This is a genomic window from Campylobacter sp. BCW_4338, from assembly GCF_001763255.1.
GTDB lineage: Bacteria > Campylobacterota > Campylobacteria > Campylobacterales > Campylobacteraceae > Campylobacter_D > Campylobacter_D jejuni.
The window spans coordinates 18,787-35,415 of sequence record NZ_MJYJ01000033.1; the positions used below are offsets into that span (position 1 = coordinate 18,787).

General features: G+C 28.8%; 22 protein-coding genes, 4 tRNA genes and 1 pseudogene. 11 read left to right on the plus strand and 16 right to left on the minus strand.

The window, feature by feature from the left end; all coding sequences use genetic code 11:
• The 6 genes from rplD to rsmA all read right to left on the minus strand — a co-directional run bounded on the left by rplD (position 1) and on the right by rsmA (position 5,266).
• Positions 1-615 carry a 50S ribosomal protein L4 gene (gene rplD / locus AJN69_RS02970; protein ID WP_070287839.1) on the minus strand — a complete coding sequence of 205 codons (615 nt, stop codon included), beginning with the start codon at positions 613-615 and terminating at the stop codon, positions 1-3.
• Entirely contained in the window at positions 612-1,187 is a 576-nt protein-coding gene (gene rplC, locus AJN69_RS02975; RefSeq protein WP_002779987.1) for a 50S ribosomal protein L3, read from the minus strand. Before rplC ends, rplD begins: the two co-directional genes overlap by 4 nt.
• 9 nt (positions 1,188-1,196) lie before the next feature.
• Positions 1,197-1,508 (minus strand): 30S ribosomal protein S10, encoded by a 312-nt coding sequence (gene rpsJ / locus AJN69_RS02980; RefSeq protein WP_002779353.1) that lies wholly within the window; start codon positions 1,506-1,508, stop codon positions 1,197-1,199.
• Positions 1,509-1,705: 197 nt separating this feature from the next.
• Positions 1,706-2,467, minus strand: a complete 762-nt coding sequence (locus AJN69_RS02985; RefSeq protein ID WP_070287841.1) for a pseudouridine synthase — start codon at positions 2,465-2,467, stop codon at positions 1,706-1,708.
• A gap of 35 nt (positions 2,468-2,502) precedes the next feature.
• Positions 2,503-4,497 (minus strand): ribonuclease J, encoded by a 1,995-nt coding sequence (locus AJN69_RS02990; RefSeq protein ID WP_079860331.1) that lies wholly within the window; start codon positions 4,495-4,497, stop codon positions 2,503-2,505.
• Positions 4,466-5,266 carry a 16S rRNA (adenine(1518)-N(6)/adenine(1519)-N(6))-dimethyltransferase RsmA gene (gene rsmA, locus AJN69_RS02995; protein ID WP_004305848.1) on the minus strand — a complete coding sequence of 267 codons (801 nt, stop codon included), beginning with the start codon at positions 5,264-5,266 and terminating at the stop codon, positions 4,466-4,468. The genes AJN69_RS02990 and rsmA overlap by 32 nt, the downstream gene beginning before the upstream one ends.
• Positions 5,267-5,345: 79 nt before the next feature.
• On the opposite strand from rsmA, the gene AJN69_RS03000 reads away from it, so the two are divergent.
• From AJN69_RS03000 to AJN69_RS03010, 3 genes are read left to right on the plus strand one after another with little or no spacing between them, the layout of a single operon-like run.
• Positions 5,346-5,882, plus strand: coding sequence for a purine-nucleoside phosphorylase (locus AJN69_RS03000; RefSeq protein WP_004305850.1), 537 nt, complete (start codon positions 5,346-5,348; stop codon positions 5,880-5,882).
• Positions 5,883-5,904: 22 nt separating this feature from the next.
• On the plus strand, positions 5,905-6,975 hold the full coding sequence (gene rlmN, locus AJN69_RS03005) for a 23S rRNA (adenine(2503)-C(2))-methyltransferase RlmN (protein ID WP_004305852.1): 1,071 nt from the start codon (positions 5,905-5,907) through the stop codon (positions 6,973-6,975).
• Positions 6,972-7,070, plus strand: coding sequence for a hypothetical protein (locus AJN69_RS03010; protein WP_002869298.1), 99 nt, complete (start codon positions 6,972-6,974; stop codon positions 7,068-7,070). Before rlmN ends, AJN69_RS03010 begins: the two co-directional genes overlap by 4 nt.
• Before the next feature lie 13 nt (positions 7,071-7,083).
• Here the strand turns inward: AJN69_RS03010 and AJN69_RS03015 are convergent.
• Positions 7,084-7,160, minus strand: a tRNA-Met gene (locus AJN69_RS03015).
• Between the two features lie 136 nt (positions 7,161-7,296).
• Between AJN69_RS03015 and AJN69_RS03020 the strand changes: the two genes are divergently transcribed.
• The 5 genes from AJN69_RS03020 (at position 7,297) to AJN69_RS03035 (ending at position 10,065) form a co-directional block, all read left to right on the plus strand.
• Positions 7,297-7,384 (plus strand) — tRNA-Ser (locus AJN69_RS03020).
• A 758-nt stretch (positions 7,385-8,142) separates the two neighbouring features.
• Entirely contained in the window at positions 8,143-8,451 is a 309-nt protein-coding gene (locus AJN69_RS10300) for a hypothetical protein (RefSeq protein ID WP_250493654.1), read from the plus strand.
• Positions 8,452-8,512: 61 nt separating this feature from the next.
• Positions 8,513-8,677, plus strand: coding sequence for a YopX family protein (locus tag AJN69_RS09630; protein WP_004305855.1), 165 nt, complete (start codon positions 8,513-8,515; stop codon positions 8,675-8,677).
• A 201-nt stretch (positions 8,678-8,878) separates the two neighbouring features.
• Positions 8,879-9,673, plus strand: coding sequence for a Fic family protein (locus tag AJN69_RS03030; protein WP_004305857.1), 795 nt, complete (start codon positions 8,879-8,881; stop codon positions 9,671-9,673).
• Between the two features lie 62 nt (positions 9,674-9,735).
• A complete protein-coding gene (locus AJN69_RS03035) occupies positions 9,736-10,065 on the plus strand; it encodes a hypothetical protein (RefSeq protein ID WP_004305859.1) in 330 nt (109 codons plus the stop codon).
• 95 nt (positions 10,066-10,160) lie between these two features.
• Here AJN69_RS03035 and AJN69_RS10020 read toward each other — a convergent pair whose 3' ends face one another.
• The 8 genes and pseudogenes from AJN69_RS10020 to AJN69_RS10600 all read right to left on the minus strand — a co-directional run.
• Positions 10,161-10,364: a hypothetical protein gene (locus AJN69_RS10020; protein ID WP_140442065.1), complete on the minus strand. Its 204-nt coding sequence runs from the start codon at positions 10,362-10,364 to the stop codon at positions 10,161-10,163.
• Between the two features lie 129 nt (positions 10,365-10,493).
• A complete protein-coding gene (locus AJN69_RS03040; RefSeq protein ID WP_180365755.1) occupies positions 10,494-10,820 on the minus strand; it encodes a hypothetical protein in 327 nt (108 codons plus the stop codon).
• 60 nt (positions 10,821-10,880) lie between these two features.
• Positions 10,881-11,111, minus strand: coding sequence for a hypothetical protein (locus AJN69_RS10025; protein ID WP_004305866.1), 231 nt, complete (start codon positions 11,109-11,111; stop codon positions 10,881-10,883).
• Positions 11,112-11,244: 133 nt separating this feature from the next.
• Entirely contained in the window at positions 11,245-11,628 is a 384-nt protein-coding gene (locus AJN69_RS03045) for a hypothetical protein (protein WP_180365756.1), read from the minus strand.
• A complete protein-coding gene (locus tag AJN69_RS03050) occupies positions 11,625-11,963 on the minus strand; it encodes a hypothetical protein (RefSeq protein WP_070274256.1) in 339 nt (112 codons plus the stop codon). Before AJN69_RS03050 ends, AJN69_RS03045 begins: the two co-directional genes overlap by 4 nt.
• 167 nt (positions 11,964-12,130) lie before the next feature.
• Complete coding sequence (locus tag AJN69_RS03055; RefSeq protein WP_070287843.1) at positions 12,131-14,482, minus strand: hypothetical protein; 2,352 nt, start codon at positions 14,480-14,482, stop codon at positions 12,131-12,133.
• Positions 14,479-14,958 carry a topoisomerase DNA-binding C4 zinc finger domain-containing protein gene (locus AJN69_RS03060; protein WP_407918704.1) on the minus strand — a complete coding sequence of 160 codons (480 nt, stop codon included), beginning with the start codon at positions 14,956-14,958 and terminating at the stop codon, positions 14,479-14,481. The genes AJN69_RS03055 and AJN69_RS03060 overlap by 4 nt, the downstream gene beginning before the upstream one ends.
• Positions 14,935-15,219, minus strand: a pseudogene (locus AJN69_RS10600) (DNA topoisomerase); the annotation flags it as partial. The gene AJN69_RS03060 and the pseudogene AJN69_RS10600, both read right to left, overlap by 24 nt.
• A gap of 115 nt (positions 15,220-15,334) precedes the next feature.
• On the opposite strand from AJN69_RS10600, the gene AJN69_RS03065 reads away from it, so the two are divergent.
• From AJN69_RS03065 to AJN69_RS03075, 3 genes are all read left to right on the plus strand, one after another.
• Positions 15,335-15,410: transfer RNA gene (locus AJN69_RS03065), tRNA-Ala, on the plus strand.
• 3 nt (positions 15,411-15,413) lie between these two features.
• A tRNA-Val gene (locus tag AJN69_RS03070) sits at positions 15,414-15,489 on the plus strand.
• A 27-nt stretch (positions 15,490-15,516) separates the two neighbouring features.
• Entirely contained in the window at positions 15,517-16,047 is a 531-nt protein-coding gene (locus AJN69_RS03075) for a GNAT family N-acetyltransferase (RefSeq protein ID WP_070287848.1), read from the plus strand.
• On the opposite strand, the gene leuD is transcribed toward AJN69_RS03075, so the two are convergent.
• Positions 16,027-16,629 carry a 3-isopropylmalate dehydratase small subunit gene (leuD, locus tag AJN69_RS03080; RefSeq protein ID WP_052791657.1) on the minus strand — a complete coding sequence of 201 codons (603 nt, stop codon included), beginning with the start codon at positions 16,627-16,629 and terminating at the stop codon, positions 16,027-16,029. The genes AJN69_RS03075 and leuD overlap by 21 nt on opposite strands.

Sequence of the window (16,629 nt, forward strand, 5' to 3'; positions counted from 1 at the left end):
TTATCCCTCTTTTGTAATAGATTCTAACGCTGATTTTTCTATGATAACAGCATTAAATACAGATACTAAATAAGCATTTACTTCGCTTACATCAACTACATAGCAATTTGCTAAATTTCTGTAAGCTAAAAGTGTTTTTTCATCTAGTAAATCTTTAACGATTAAAGCATCTTTGACGCCAAGTTTTTTAATCACAGCGTTTGCATCTTTTGTTTTGCCACTTTCAATAGCTAAAGAATCAGCAGTAAATAACGCACCTTTAGCTGCTTTATCTGCTAAAGCTCTTTCAAGCGCCAATCTTTTTTGTTTTTTATTTACTTTTTGAAAGTAGTTTCTTTCATTTGTTGGGCCAAAAGCAACCGCGCCACCTACCCAAACGTTAGTTCTTGTTGAACCCGCTCTAGCACCGCCACGACCTTTTTGTCTCCAAGGTTTTTTACCACCACCACTTACATCACTTCTACCTTTAGCATGAGCTGTATTTGCTCTTAAACTTGCAAGGTAAGATTTCACATATAAGTAAAGATTGTGTGGATTTACTTCCGCATATTTTGAAGGCAAATCAAGCTCACCTGCTTTTTCTAACTTATCATTTAAAACAACTACTTTACTCATTTTGCAATCCTTATTTTACCCATAGCACCATTATAACCTGGTACTGCACCTTTAACTACTAAAATTTTGTTTTCAGCATCATAAGATACAACTTCGTTTTTAACGGTTACTTTAGTATTTCCATAGTGTCCTGCCATTTTCATACCTGGTTGAACACGACCTGGCCATTCTCTATTACCAATAGATCCGTGGCGTCTATGAAATCTCGAACCGTGACTTGCTGGACCCCCTGCGAAGTTATGTCTTTTCATAACACCGCTATAACCTCTACCTTTAGTGTTAAAGCTTACTTTTAAAATTTTTGCTTCATTTAATGGAGTTTCATCTAAATCTCCTGCTTCAGTATTTGCTACTTCTAAAGTCGCAAATCTATTGTATTCTGCAGAAAGATTGTATTTTTTTTGTTGCCCTGCGACACATTTATTACTTGCTTTACCTTTTGGATATGCTACTAAAGCCTTTCCGCCTTCAACTTCACATACTTTTGCATTTACAACTCTTAGCAAAGTTACAGCGATACTTGGATTAGTAATTGTTCTGCTCATTCCGATTTTTTCTACAATATATTCCATATCTTATCCTTACTTACCCATAGCTCTTACTTCAACGCTTACTTCTGGCGCTAAATCAAGCTTAGTTAAAGAATCAACTGTATCTGGAGTCGCTGCTACTATATCTAGCATACGCGCGTGAATTCTTATTTCAAACTGCTCACGAGAATCTTTGTTAATGTGTGGAGATTTTAAAACTGTATAGCGTTTGATTTTAGTAGGCATTGGTATCGGACCTCTGATATCCGCACCTGTTCTTTTAACAGCTTCTACGATTGCTGCAACTGTTCTGTCTAGTACTCGATGGTCATAAGCTTTTAGCTTAAGCCTAATTCTTTCCATAATATTTCCTTTAAAAAGAACTCGTTAGTTAAAAACTAACCAATTTATAAAAATTGAAATGAGAGTATATAAAATCTTGTTTTCAAAGTCAAGGAATTTGATGAAATTTTTCTATTATTTTCCTTTTAAAAAGGATAATAATAGAATTTTTAGAATTTAAAAATTATCATTATTTTTTAAATTTTTGTATATAATGATCAATATCTTATTTCATTAAATTTTAAAAAATCTCTTAATTTTTCATATTCGCCATTTTCCAAATAGCGATGTTTTCCTGCCTTTAACATACCAAGATCTAAAGCCCCAAAAGCAACACGCTTAAGATCCATGACTTCAAGATCAAAATGTCCAAAAAAGCGTCTAAGCTCTCTATTTTTACCTTCATTTATAATTACTCTAAGCTTGGTATAACCTCCACTTGATCCAAAAATTTCAAAGTCAATAAAAGGAGCAAAACTCATAGAGGTGATTTTGGTTTTTGCGTGTGCGCCTTTTTTTTCATTTTTAATCTCAAGTCCATTTTGCATGGCTTCGATGACTTGTTTGCTCACCGTACCTTTAACTTTAAGGTAGTATTCTCTTTCTAAATCACTATGCATTAAAGCATCAGCAATCACAGGAGAATCTGTAAGCAAAAGCAAGCCCTCGCTTGCATAATCCAGTCTGCCTACGCTAAGCCAAGTACTAAATTGTCTTGGCAAGGTATCGTATATAGTTTTTCTTCCACGATCGTCTTTTTTACTGACAATTTCACCTTTTTGTTTATGGTAGATTATCACGCTAAATTGCGTTCTTTTTTGTACTCTTTTACCTTTAACAAAGACTTTATCATCAAATTTAACTTCATCACTTAAAAGGGCAATTTTGTTGTTTATTTTTACTAAGCCTTGTTTAATAAGTTCATCAGCTTCACGGCGTGAATAGCGGGTGTTATGGGATATAAATTTATTAATTCTCATTTGTTCTTCCTTAAAAAGGGCGTTTTTGCCCTTTTTTACATTACAAAAATAGTTGGAACTATGGTTGGGTATTTTTTAATCTTTCTAAAGATATGTTTTCTTAAAACTTGGCGGATTTGATTTTCTAAAAATCTTGGATCATTGAGTACTTCATCTTTAACATTGATGAAAAATTGTCCTAAAACTTCAGCCATATCTTTGCTAAAAGCATGATCGTGTTTGTCAGCTACTAGCCCATAGCTAAATACTCTTGGTTTGTTGATCAGTGTTTTTGTAGCTTTGTCAATTTGTGCGATAATAACCACTATACCACTATCTGCAAGTTTTTGGCGATCTATAACTACATCATCGGCAATTTGTTTGTTGATTTGATTATCCACAAAAACTTTACCTGTTTTTACGGTTTTTATGCGTTTGACGTATTTTTGGCAAAGTTCTACTTGATCGCCATCGCTCATAAGATAAATATTTCTTTCAGGGATACCGCACTTCATTGCTGTTTCTTTGTGCTTGGTGATGTGATTGTATTCTCCATGAACGGGTAAGAAAAATTTAGGTTTGGTAAGGGTTAGCATAAGCTTTTGCTCTTCTATACTAGCGTGTCCGCTTACATGAATTTCACTAAATTCTTGATACGCTACTTTAGCTCCTGCTTTTAAAAGATAGTCAAGCACAGCAGAAACACTTGCTTCATTTCCTGGTATAGCTTTAGCTGAAATGATCACTTGATCCGTAGGCTTAATCTTTATAAATTTATGCTCATCTGTTGCCATTCTATAAAGCGCACTCATAGTTTCACCTTGACTTCCTGTAGTTACGATAAGCACTTCATTGTCTTTGTATTTGCTTACTTCATCAGCATCGATGAAAATTTTTCTATCAAGTTTGATATAGCCTAATTCCATAGTGGTATAAAGATTTCTTTCCATAGAACGACCGATCACACAAACTTTTCTACCGTATTTTAAACCATAAGTGATAGCTTGATAAACGCGGTGGATATTAGAACTAAAAGTACTCATGATCACCCTGCCTTTGGTGCGTGCAAAGATTTGATCAAAAGTTGGCCCTACGGAGCTTTCACTTTTTGTATAACCTTCTTTGTACGAATTTGTACTATCGCTTAAAAGACATAAAACCCCTTCTTCTCCATAATGTGCCAAACGCCCTAAGTCTGTTGGATAGCCATCGATTGGAGTTTGATCAATTTTAAAATCACCTGTGTGGATAATCGTTCCTGCTTTTGTTTTGATCGCAAGTGCTGAAGCATCAATGATAGAATGCGTGATGTGGATCCACTCTATATCAAATTCACCTATTTCGTAAACTTTACGTTTTTCTACAGGACGAAACCATTTGCGTTCTGCTTTTAAGCCATGTTCTTCAAATTTGTTTGAAATCATTCCTAAAGCTAAAGGTGTAGCGTAGATAGGAAATTGAAATTCTTTAAAGAAATAAGGCACCGCACCGATATGATCTTCATGTGCATGAGTGATCACTATACCGCGAATTTTATCTTTAATTTTTCTTACATAGTCAAAATCAGGGATGATAATATCTACCCCATGCATAGTCCCATCTGGAAAACTCATACCTATATCTACTATAATTGCGTCTTTATTGGTTTCAAAAACACTGATATTTCCACCAATTTCCCCTAAGCCCCCTAAAGGAGTGATGCGGATTTTATGTTCGCTAGAATTATTATATTTTAAAGGGTGCAAGCGGTTTTCATGTGAAACACGGTTGGCTTCTATACATTCTGCAAGAGCGATTTGCCAATCTTCATTGCCTGTGAGTTTTGAAGGAAGATTACGATTTTTCTTCTTTTTTTTCTCAGTTTTATTTTCTGAGTTTTCAGAATTTTCCTTGTTGGAATTTTGATCGATTTTTGGAGTATCATTTTCATTTTGCAAAGAATCAACTAATTTTTTTCTACGATTTTTATATTTATAGCGTTTATTGTTTTTTGAATTTGAGTTCGGATTTTGTTCGTTTTTATTTATCTCTTTGTTTTCGTCCATATTCATCCTTTAATTTGTCATAAATTTTAAGGTATGAATCAACGCAAATTTCATGTGGTCTGATGTTTTCTTTTAAGCCAAGAGTGCTTAAAACTTCTAAAACTTTTGCTTTATATGTTTTTAAATTTCCTAAGAGTTGTTTTCTAGGAGCTTTAAAACAGTCTTTTAGAAAATTTTTGAAATTTTCTATTTCACAAAGTTCATCAAAATCCTTAGTTTTAATCAAACTCATCACCGCTGACACAACTTTTGGCGGCGGATTAAAACATTGTGGATCAACATCAAAAAGCATTTTTCTTTCGCAAATCATTGCACTTAAAACACCTAAGGAAGAAAACTCACTATTTCCTTCTTTAGCGCAGAATTTTTCAGCCATTTCTTTTTGCACCATTACAATAAGCCCTAGACAATTTTTATCTTCTAAAGCTTTTAATATAATGTGACTTGCAACATAATAAGGCAAATTTGCAACCAAAAAATATGGTTTTTCATCAAGACTAGGATTAAAAGCTTCGCTTGCGTCTTGATGGATCAAGTTAAATTTTCCACATTCAAGTTCTTTTTGAAATTTCTTTTTTAAAATAGGTATGAGATCATTATCGATTTCATAAGCTTTTACTTGAGAAATTTTTAAAAGTTCTTGCGTTAAATCACCTAAGCCAGGCCCAATCTCAATGATATTGTTCATCTCTTTGGGTATGGCTTGGATGATTTTTGCTAATACGCTTTTATCGATTAAAAAATTTTGTCCGTATTGTTTTTTTGCTTTAACCATAAGAAATAATTTTATCTAAAAATTCTTAATTAAGTCTTTTTAGGTAGAATTATTTTTATAAAATTTCATAAGGATCAAAATGATTGTTTGTGCGGGTGGAAATGAAAATTTTTCTTTTGCAAAAGCTATAGGTATAGGTTTGGTTGAATCAGCTTTTCATTTGGGTCAACTTTGCTTAAAAGAAAAACCATCAAAACTCATATTTATAGGAACTTGTGGGCTTTATGATAAGGGGGAAATTTTAGAAATTTATAGAAGTTCATGTGCTTTTAATGTAGAATTTTCTAAAATTTCACATGCTTTTTATACTCCTGCAAAATATGAAATTTGCTTAGAAAAAGAAAATGTTTCTCGTGAAACAATCAAAATCAATTCTTCAAATTATATTTGTCAAAATTCAAAAGCAGCAAAAGAATTTTCGAAATTAGGTTTTTTTGCAGAAAATATGGAAGCCTTTTCTGTTTTAAGCGTAGCTCAAAATTTAGATATTGATGCAGAGTGTATTTTGTGTGCGACAAATTTTTGCAATGAAAATGCTCACGAAGATTTTATAAAAAATCATCAAAAGGCGAAAGAAAAATTAGAAGAATACTTAAAAAAATATCACTATATTTAAAAATTCAAAAAGGAAAATAATTTTGAAAGAGCTTGTTAATATTTTAGATTTTTTACCCGAAGAATTAGGAGAAAAAATCAAACCGATGTTTCGCGTGAAACAAATTTATCAATGGATTTATCAAAAATACGCCAATAATTTTTCCGATATGTCAAGTTTATCAAAAGATCTACGTTTAGAACTTGCGCAAAATTTTCATTTCTCTCCTGTAAAATGTGTTAAAAATGAGCAAAGTAAAGATGGAAGTATAAAATATCTTTTTGAACTCGTTGATGGTTTAAGGGTAGAAAGTGTGCTTTTGCCTATGAAAGAAGAAAAAATAGACACAGAAGGCAAAAGAATTTCTCATGCAAGATACACTATCTGTGTTTCTTCTCAAGTGGGTTGTAAAAGTGGATGTAGTTTTTGTCTTACTGCCAAGGGTGGTTTGAAAAGAAATTTAAGCGCAGGGGAGATAGTCGGACAAATTTTATGGATCAAAAAACAAAATAATATCCCTTATGAACGCCGTGTAAATATAGTATATATGGGTATGGGCGAGCCTTTGGATAATCTTAAAAATGTTTCTAAAGCGGTAAAAATTTTAGCACAAAATGAGGGGCTTGCCATAAGTCCCCGCCGTCAAACCATCAGCACTAGTGGTTTAGCAAAACAAATCAAAGAATTAGGTCAAATGAACTTAGGTGTTTTACTTGCTATATCATTGCATGCGGTTAATGATGAGCTTCGAACCGAACTTATGCCTATCAATAAAGCTTATAATATCGCTGCGATTATGGATGCGGTGCGTGAATTTCCTATAGATCAAAGAAAAAGGGTAATGTTTGAATATCTTTTAATTGATGGTATCAATGATAAGCTTGAACACGCTAAAGAATTAGTCAAGCTTTTAAATGGCATTAAAGCCAAAGTGAATTTAATACTCTTTAATCCACATGAAGGAAGCTTATATAAACGCCCTAGTTTAGAAAATGCGATTAAATTTCAAGATTTACTCAGCAATAAAGGTGTAACTTGTACTATAAGAGAAAGTAAAGGGCTTGATATCTCAGCTGCTTGCGGACAGCTTAAAGAAAGGGCGAAAGAACAATGACAATGCTAGATATTTTTGAAATCGTTTTTATAACAGCTGTTGTGATTATAGGTTTTGGCGGAATTGTTTTTGTAGTAACAAAAGAAAAAAAATAATTCTTACACTTAATGGTGTCAAGGGGGAGACTTGAACTCCCGACCTCCGGCTTATGAGACCAGCGCTCTAACCAGCTGAGCTACCCTGACTAAAAATAAAAATATAATTATACTACTTTTTACTAAAAATTTTCTGATTTTTTTAAAAAATAATTTTATTTTCAATATTTACAAAATTTCTTTATTTTTAAAGCTTTTATTAGATATAATAAAAGCTTTATTTCATAGACAGGTGTCCGAGCGGTTGAAGGAGCACGCCTGGAACGCGTGTAAAGTGCAAGCTTTCGAGGGTTCGAATCCCTTCCTGTCTGCCATTCTTATTTTTAATATTTAAAAATTATTGTTCTGTCAAAAGTTATTTTATTGTTTACAAATTCTTAAATTTTTGATAAAATATTAAAAATTTTATTTATTAGGTTTTTTATAATGCTACAATCAAGACTTTTGATGAATTTAAAAGAAATAGGAATATCTTTTATACCAAAATATTTTTTCAAATAAATTTAGATAAAATTTTTAATGATATTTTAAAATACAATATTAAAGACTTAGAAGAAATACAAACTCGAGTTAAATATTATAATCAAATAAATGAATTTTTTACACCTACAGCAAAGGAAAAAATAGGAAAATTTCCTTTTAAAGACACCTCTTATGCTTTTGATGCTTATGAAATCAGTAAATACTTTAAAGATGAATTTTTATGGAATAAAGAATTTGGCGATGTAAGACATACTTTTAAAGAAGCAACTATTTGCAAATCAAGATCTTTGGAAAATAATATAAATAATATTTTATTAAAACTTGATAAAAATAGGCATTTTTGCTTTTTAAAAGATAACATAAACTATGAAAATAAAAAGGATATAGCAATATTTAGAGGAGCAGTATATTAAAAACATCGAAAAGAATTTTTTGATTCTTATTTTGATAGAACTTTTTGCGATATAGGAGATACTTCAAAACAACCTAGCCAATGGAAAAAAACTTTTTAAACAAAAAAGAACAAATGAAATATAAATTTATAATTTCTTTAGAGGGTGGCGATGTAGCAAGCAACTTAAAATAGGCTATGAATTCTAATTCTTTAGTTTTAGCTCCAAAAATAACTTGCGAAACTTGGTTTATGGAAGGAACTTTAAAACCAAATTATCACTTTGCTTTGATTGATAATGAGAATTTGTCAGCAGTAATTGAATATTTTAAAAGTCGCCCAAAAGATGCATTGGAAATTATTAATAATGCTCATCAATATATTAAGAAATTTTTAGATAAGAAAAAAGAATTCCATATAGGAATTTTGGTTTTGACTAAATATTTTTATTATTCTAGACAACTTGAACTTAACAAAAAAAGAGATATTTTAGAATTAATCAAATAATTTTTCATAAAATAAATCTTTTTATACATTTATCACAGCTTATCATTTTTGGCAAAAATATATGGGTATTGTTAAATTTGGGAAAAATGGTTTTGTGCTTACATCGAATATAGATGAAGATGCGGAACAAGGTGGAGAAATAACTTATTATGAAAAATATTATTATAATTTTGAAATCGTAGGCAATATCTATGAAAACAAGGAGTTATTAGAAGTTAAGGAGTGAAAATTTTATAATATAATACTATATAATATAATATTGATTATCTTTGGAATAAAAGGAGAAAAAATGAATAACAAAAGAAAAGTTAGGGAATTTCTGTCTTATATGGAGAAATATCTGTTTTTTGTATTGGGATGGTTAAATTAATAGAAAAATTGATAAAATAAAAAAATATTCTATCATTATAAAAAATAGGAAAAGAAAATGAATTTAAAAGATGTTCTAAAGGAAATTGATATTCTAAAAGATTTTTTGAAAGAACACAAACTAGCTTTTGAAACTAAAAAATCACTAGAAGAAGATTTTAAATTAAGATATACAAATGATTCTAATGCAATCGAAGGAAATACACTTACCTTATTTGAAACAAAAGCAGTGCTTGAAGGTATGACTATTGCAGGAAAAAGTGTAAAAGAACACTTAGAAACCATAAACCATTCACATGCTATTGATTTTATGTTAGAACTTGCAAATGCTAATACAATTTTAAATGAATTTGATATTAAATCTTTACATCAAATTATTTTACAAACAATTGATATAAAGAATGCTGGAGTATATAGAAAGGCTAATGTAGTGATTAGCGGTGCAAAACATATTCCACCTGATTATTTGAGTATTGATTTTGAAATGAAAAACTTTTTAAATTGGTATGAGAATGAAGCACAAAATTTACACCCTATTATTAGAGCTTCAAGAATACATATTGACTTTGTTAGAATACACCCATTTATTGATGGTAATGGAAGAATGTCAAGGCTTTTAATGAATTATGAGCTTGTTAAAAATAATTATCCACCTATCAATATTAAGTATTCTTCAAAAGAAGAATACTTTCAAGCTTTGGAAGAAGCTTGTTATTATAAAAACTTTGAAAAATTTGACACAATAGTAATAAAAGAAGTTAAAAATGAACTAGAAAAAAGAAAACATTTCGCTCTAAAAAATGAAAAAAATGAATATCAAGAAAATTTAAAAGATAAAATAAGAAGGAACTAAAATGAAAAAAGAAAAAAGTTTGCATTTAATTATTTTTGGATTATCTTTAATTTTTATAGGTTGTGGAGAACCTAAAACTTAAAGAATATACTTATAATTCAGAGCAAGGAAGTAAAGAAGGATATGAATTTGCACTTAAAAAAATTGATGAAGAGTATAAAACACGTGGAAAGTATTCTTTAATTGATTTAAACGAAATAAAAAATATTAAAACACTTAAAGAAAGAGATTATAATTTTCTTTTAAATTCACAAAAAGAATCTAAAAAAGAAATTGAAAATGGAAGATATCAATATGCTGATATAATGATTATAAATTATAATGATCATTATAGTATACTTAGCGTTGAGTGCAATTTGCGAAGGAAATTTTGTGATATTTCTAATAATTAAAATGTTTTTATGGGTTGAGTTGTGTTAATGCCTAACTCTTCAGCTTTTTTATCTAGTGTTTCTTTGAGTTTAGCATTTTTCGAAAAAACTTTTAATCACTTTCGATTAAAAGTTTCCATATCTTTCATAATAAGATGATAAATATATGTATTTAAAGGAAAACCTAAACTGTCAGCTCTCTCTTGAAGGTATTCTTTCGTCTTATCGCTAATTCTTAATTGTATAAGATTGCTCCCCTTACTTTCTTTCTCTTCTACCATTTTCTTTTTATCCTTTTCTATATCTTTTTTCTTTTGCATTTGGATTTGTAATCATAATATCAAGATGATTTTTTCTACTTCCTATAATCAGTTCCTAAAAATTTTTAAAACATTTCTCTATGCTACAAAATCATAATAATCTGTTTTTTTCATTTTAAATCCTTGTATTTAAATAAATTTAAATAAATTTAATTTTTCAAGTTCTTCTTCTATAAATTTTTCATTTATTTTTATATAATTTGCTTTTTCTAATCCATAATAAAGCATTTTTTCATCATAATCATTGCCTCCAAAACCATCTGTTACAATTTTAAATCTATCTACCCATACATTTTCTTTATCTTTTTGGAAATATATGTTAATCATTCCTTTTCTTTTTTTATCAATTATTCTTATGAAATATTCTTTTGTTGTTGAAACTAACAAATTTTCAAATTGTTTGTCATCAATGATAAGATTTTTATATAACTCATTTAAAAAAACAAATAAGCACAAGGTAACTTCCTTTTTTTATTGAATGCTTCCTATCTTTATCAAATAATTTTAATTTATCTTTTATATTTTTTTAAATTCATTGTTTCTAAATACATTATCAAAAAATATTTCCATTTCAGCATTTTTTAAATTATGGAAATGCTTTAAATTTACAAACTTTGTATTTTCATTTCTTGCTAGGGTTAAAATTGCAAAAAATTTATCCATATAATTTTTTGCAATATCATCAATATCATTTTGTAAGGAATGAAAAAAATACTGATTATTTTCTTGTATATTCTCTAATAGCATTTTAACTCCTTTTTTCTTGCTAACTAAAATTTTTTATGCAAAAGTTTATACTCATCTTCAATTGATTTACTGCAAAGAATGGTGGTTATATATTTTAATTCTTTAACTTTTAGTTCTTTTAGAAACATAAAAATTATTTTGGGCTTAAATTTTCATTATTGCCTAATTGAAAATAAGGAATTATTTTTATATTATGCTTTTTAAAAAAATCGGGGATTATAAAATCCCAATTTTTAAAATCAATCTTGATAGTTTGTTCTGCTAATTCTTTGAAAAATGGGGTTTCCATAAATAATTTCACAACTTCCATATTGTTTTCCACTTTTGGATTATTAAGAAATTCATCAAAATATTCTTTTCCTACCCACACTCTAAGCGACATTTCAAAATAATCATCGCTATCATATTCCTTTTCATTTTTATAACCAAATATAACTCTTATTACATCGTTTTCTATAAACTCTTTATAATAGTCTTTCTTGTCCATCATTGCAAGTTCCATCATTAAATTGCTCATTTTCTTCTCCTTTGAAATTTATATTCTTTATTGGAATTTTCTTCTTTTATATTATTTTTGTTAAAATTAATAATGTGATTTACTACTTTTTCAATATCTTTTAAGCATAAATCTTCATCTAACTGAGTATTTATCCTACTTTTATTCCAAGAATGATTTTGATCAAAAAATATGATTTTAGTAACATTCTCGTCTTTTTCAAATAAATCAGTGTCAAATTTTTCTAAATAAATAGGGGCTATACAAACTTCATTTTTCAACTTATTAAAATCTAATTTTTGTTCGTGTTTTAAGCCAATATAGCCACAAAGCCATTGTCCTTTGTCATTTTGCATTAATAAATCCTTATCTTTTAATTCTTTTAGATTAGGATATTCAACTTTCAAAATAGTGTATGGAATGTCATTGATTTGTCCTTCTTTTCTTTCAAGTTCTATATATTTTTTTTCATTTTATTTTCCATTTTATTCCTTTGTATATATTTGGTTTAGTTGAGATTTCTTTAAACAATATTTGCTCTCTTGTTTAAAGTGTTTTCCATACCTTGAGAAATCATTTCACTTTGTTTTCCATCAATACCTACTAATGATAAAGCCCATGAAGGCCCTTTAATAATTAAATTCCACATAATTACCGCTGAAGCAATTTTTGCAAATATGGTTAATAAGCCTGTGATTGCACCTATAATAAAGTTAGTGTGAAAATTATATACGCTAGTTTTAATTCCTGTAAATTGTTCTACAGAAACAAATAAGAAAAATTCGTCTACTAAAACATTTATAAATAATGATAAATATATAAAGAGAATAATTAATACTGGTTTTAAAAATATAGCCATACCATTAATTAAGAATTCAATAATTTTATCCATTCTTTTAGTTGCTAAGGAGAAAGCTACAACGAATGGTGAAATATAAAAATATTTTATCAAAGAAACTAAATAAGATACAAATATTATAATAGAAGCTGTAGTGCAAACCAATAATGGTATTTTTTGAAAAGTCCATTCTATTAACATTATAGCTATAGCATATCCTGTAATTGTTGAGGCAACTGTTCCTGTTATGTATCCAACGATAGCTCCACCTACTGTTCCTATGATTGGCACAGTAGAAGCTGCTACTGCTTGAATTACAGCCATGAATTTTCCAGTATTTTCCATTACAAAATCTTTTATAGTTGAAGCTCCTGGTAACATCATCCATACTAATTTACCTGCTATCCATCCTAAAGAGCTATCTGTAATATCATCTTTACTAATTTCAATATCTCCTTTATTTATATTTTCTTTAGTGTTTTGAATATTTTTTTTAGTTGCTTTAATCATCCTTTCTTTTTGTTCATCTTCATCAACTTGCTCTTCTTTAAACATAGTTACTTCTGCTAAAATTGCACTACTTGGCGTAAATAAAGAATTTATCCATCCAAGTTGCATTTCTCTTACTGCAAAATAAGCATCAAGATTTTTCATTTCATTGATTTTTTGAGTGTTATCTCTTAATTTATCAATTTTTTCCATTTGAGAATTTATTTTAGTTATTTCATTTCTTGCTTTTAAAATATCAGCTTCTAAAGCTATACAAGCTTCCAAGGAAATATCGCCATTTTTTCCTGCCATATCATTACTATCTTCAGCTAAAAATCGTTTTATTTTTTCTTTATCTTCATCTGTTAAAGAAGTGATATAGCTTTCTCTAATGGCAGATAGTTGGTTTTTATATCTTAAAGAACAAGTTTTTTTATAAATTTCATCTCCTTGACTTATAAGAAACTCATTTTCTTTCTTTTTTTCTAATAAGGCTTTAATACCTTGAATATTTACTCCACCTATACTTTTATAAATTTTATCCATATAGGTTTTTCCACCAATTGCACTAGCCATATCTGCAATATCTGTTAATTTTAATGCAAAATATCTAATGACGTTTTGCATAATTGTTGAGTGAGCTAAACCATTTCCTTCAGGTATAGGCATAAAAAATATTCCCATCATAATCATTGGAATATAAAATTTATGTAAAAATTTTTGTTTTCCTTCATTTTCGCCCCTATTTTCTAAGTAAGCTTGAATTTTTTCTGCACTAATTGAAGTAAGAAAAAATCCGCCAACTAAAACAAGAATTAGAATTTGTAAATGTTGATAAATTTTTTCATTGGTTAAAAATAGATTTGAAAAATATGCCATATTGTTTTTATTAAAACCATCTACAGCTGAAGCTTCTTGCAAACTTATACTTGAAGTAGAAAATCCTTTATTTTGATTTAAAACAGAATTTGGAGCTATCAAAAAATCCATAAAACTTTGATTTTTTTGTATAGTTTTAATGCTAAAATTATCTATACCATCTTTTAAGGTTAATTCTCCTAAATTATAAGTTTTTTCTCTATCAATAATATTTGGATTTAAAGTTGCTAAAGCAACTAAATATTTTGCAAAATTAATTTTAGTATCGCTTGGCGTCCATTTAATTATACTTTCTAAATTAATTTTTCTATCTATATTTTCATAATTTTTTAATTCAGTATCAAGTCCTGTATACACTTGTTTAGCACAAGATAAATTAGTTTTTGAAGCATTAAATTTTAAATCTAAATCAAAATTTTCATTTTTATAAACTCTACAAAAAGTTGTCCCATTTTTAAAATCAAATCCTATGATTTGAGTTCCATATCCGCTATTAACCTTTCTACACTCCCAACTACATTCATTTTTAGAATCTATGTCATCATCACTATTAGGAAATATTTTTTGCATTTCTTCTTTAGTAGTTTCAGAAACAACTCCTTGCCCATTATTTGTTCCTTCTGCAAATAAGAAATTAAACAGCAATAAAAATAAAATTATTTTTTTCATTTGTATTTAACCTTTTGCTTATAATTGTTTTGAAAATTATTTTTAGCATTTAAATTAGGTTCGCCATTTAATTCAGGACACATAAATTTACAACCATTTTTCCATTCAGAACAACCATACCAAAATTTGTTTTTTTCATTTTTACTTTCTCTTTTTATTAAGTCTCCTTGATTACATTGAGGACATTTAAAAGATGTATTTAAATTAGTGCTTTTATTTTCTAATTCAGGTTTTCCATTAACAGATTTTGCCTTAAAATCACAACCATTAGAATATTCAGAACAAGAAAAGAATTTTCCAAATTTTCCATTTATTTCTCTTAAAAAACCTTTTTGACATTTAGGACAAGTTATTTTTTCTTTTTCTTCATTAGAAACAATTTTTTTGTTTAAACTCTTTTCATTATCAATTATTTTTAAAATAAAATCATTAATTGAATTTAAAAAATCGCTTCTTTTTAGTTTTCCTTCTTGTATCTCTTTTTGAGATTCAAACCATAAAGCTGTCATGTCTGGATTTGTCAATATAGGATCTAAATTTTGGATTAAATTAATTCCAAGTTCTGTAGCATTAACAATTTGCTTTTTATCCTTTGAAACTACAATATAGCCTCTGTTTATTAAAGTTTCTATGTGATTACTTCTTGTTGCTGGAGTTCCTATTCCGCCATTTTCGCCTTTTTTATCTTTATCTTTTTCTATTAAAAGTTTTTTAATTTTTTCATCTTTAACATATTTAGAAACTTGATTTAAATCTTTTAATAAAGTAGTATATTACATCATAAATTAAAAATTTGATTTTAGTTTTCAGCCAAAAACAAGTAATATTGCGATAAAATCTCAGACTTATAAAGGGGCATTAGCTCAGCTGGGAGAGCACAACGCTGGCAGCGTTGGGGTCAGCGGTTCGAACCCGCTATGCTCCACCATATGGTTCCGTAGCTCAGCTGGTAGAGCACTACCTTGACATGGTAGTGGCCGTTGGTTCAAGTCCAATCGGAGCCACCATCACCCTTCCTTATACAAAGGATTATCATGCAAAACACTATCATACAAAAAGCCATCCATAAAGATTTAAATTCTATACTTGAAATCACAAAAGATGCTTTAAATGCTATGAAAGCTATGAATTTTCACCAATGGGATGAGAATTATCCCAATGAAATAGTTTTTCAAGAAGATATACAAGCACAAGAACTTTATGTGTTTAAAGAAAATGATGAAATTTTAGGCTTTATCTGTATCAATGAAAAATTTGAACCTGAATTTTATAAACAAGTTATTTTTAACAAAAATTATGATGATAAAGCCTTTTATCTACACCGTTTAGCCGTCAAACAAAAGGCAAAGGGCAAAGGCGTAGCACAAAAACTTTTAAATTTTTGCGAAAATTTTGCCTTGGAAAATTACAAGGCAAGTTTAAGAGCAGATACTCATAGTAAAAATTTTCCTATGAATTCGCTTTTTAAAAAGCTCGATTTTAATTTTTGTGGAAATTTTGACATACCCAATTACCAAGATCCTTTTTTAGCTTATGAAAAAATTCTAAACCAAAAAGCTTTTTGAGTTTTTCTCATAGGCTTTGATTTGTGCTTCATGTTTTAAAGTTAAAGCTATATTATCAAGTCCTTCCAAAAGACAAATTCTGTGAAAATCATCTAAATCAAAAGAAAAAATCTTATCTTTAAAAAATACTCTTTTTTCCAACAAAGAAATTTCTATATTTTTATCTTGGGATTTTTTTAACTCATCAACTATTTCCAAAACCTCATCTTTAGCAAGTTCTATGGTAAGTAAACCATTTCCTAAGGCATTGTTTTTAAAAATATCCGCAAAAGAAGGTGCGATAATAGCTCTAATACCATAATCAACCAAAGCCCAAGGCGCATGCTCTCTTGAAGAGCCACTACCAAAATTTTCAAAACTCACCAAAATAGAGCTATTTTGATATTCTTTTTTGTTAAGATTAAAATCCATATTTAAAACACTTTCTTTATCATCTAAATAACGCAAATCATGGAACAAATGCCTACCAAAACCTTGCTTAGACACTGCAAGTAAAAATTGTTTAGGTATAATTTGATCTGTATCTATGTTAGCATATTCTAAAGGACAAGCTATACCTTTATGTATAATAAATTTTTGCAT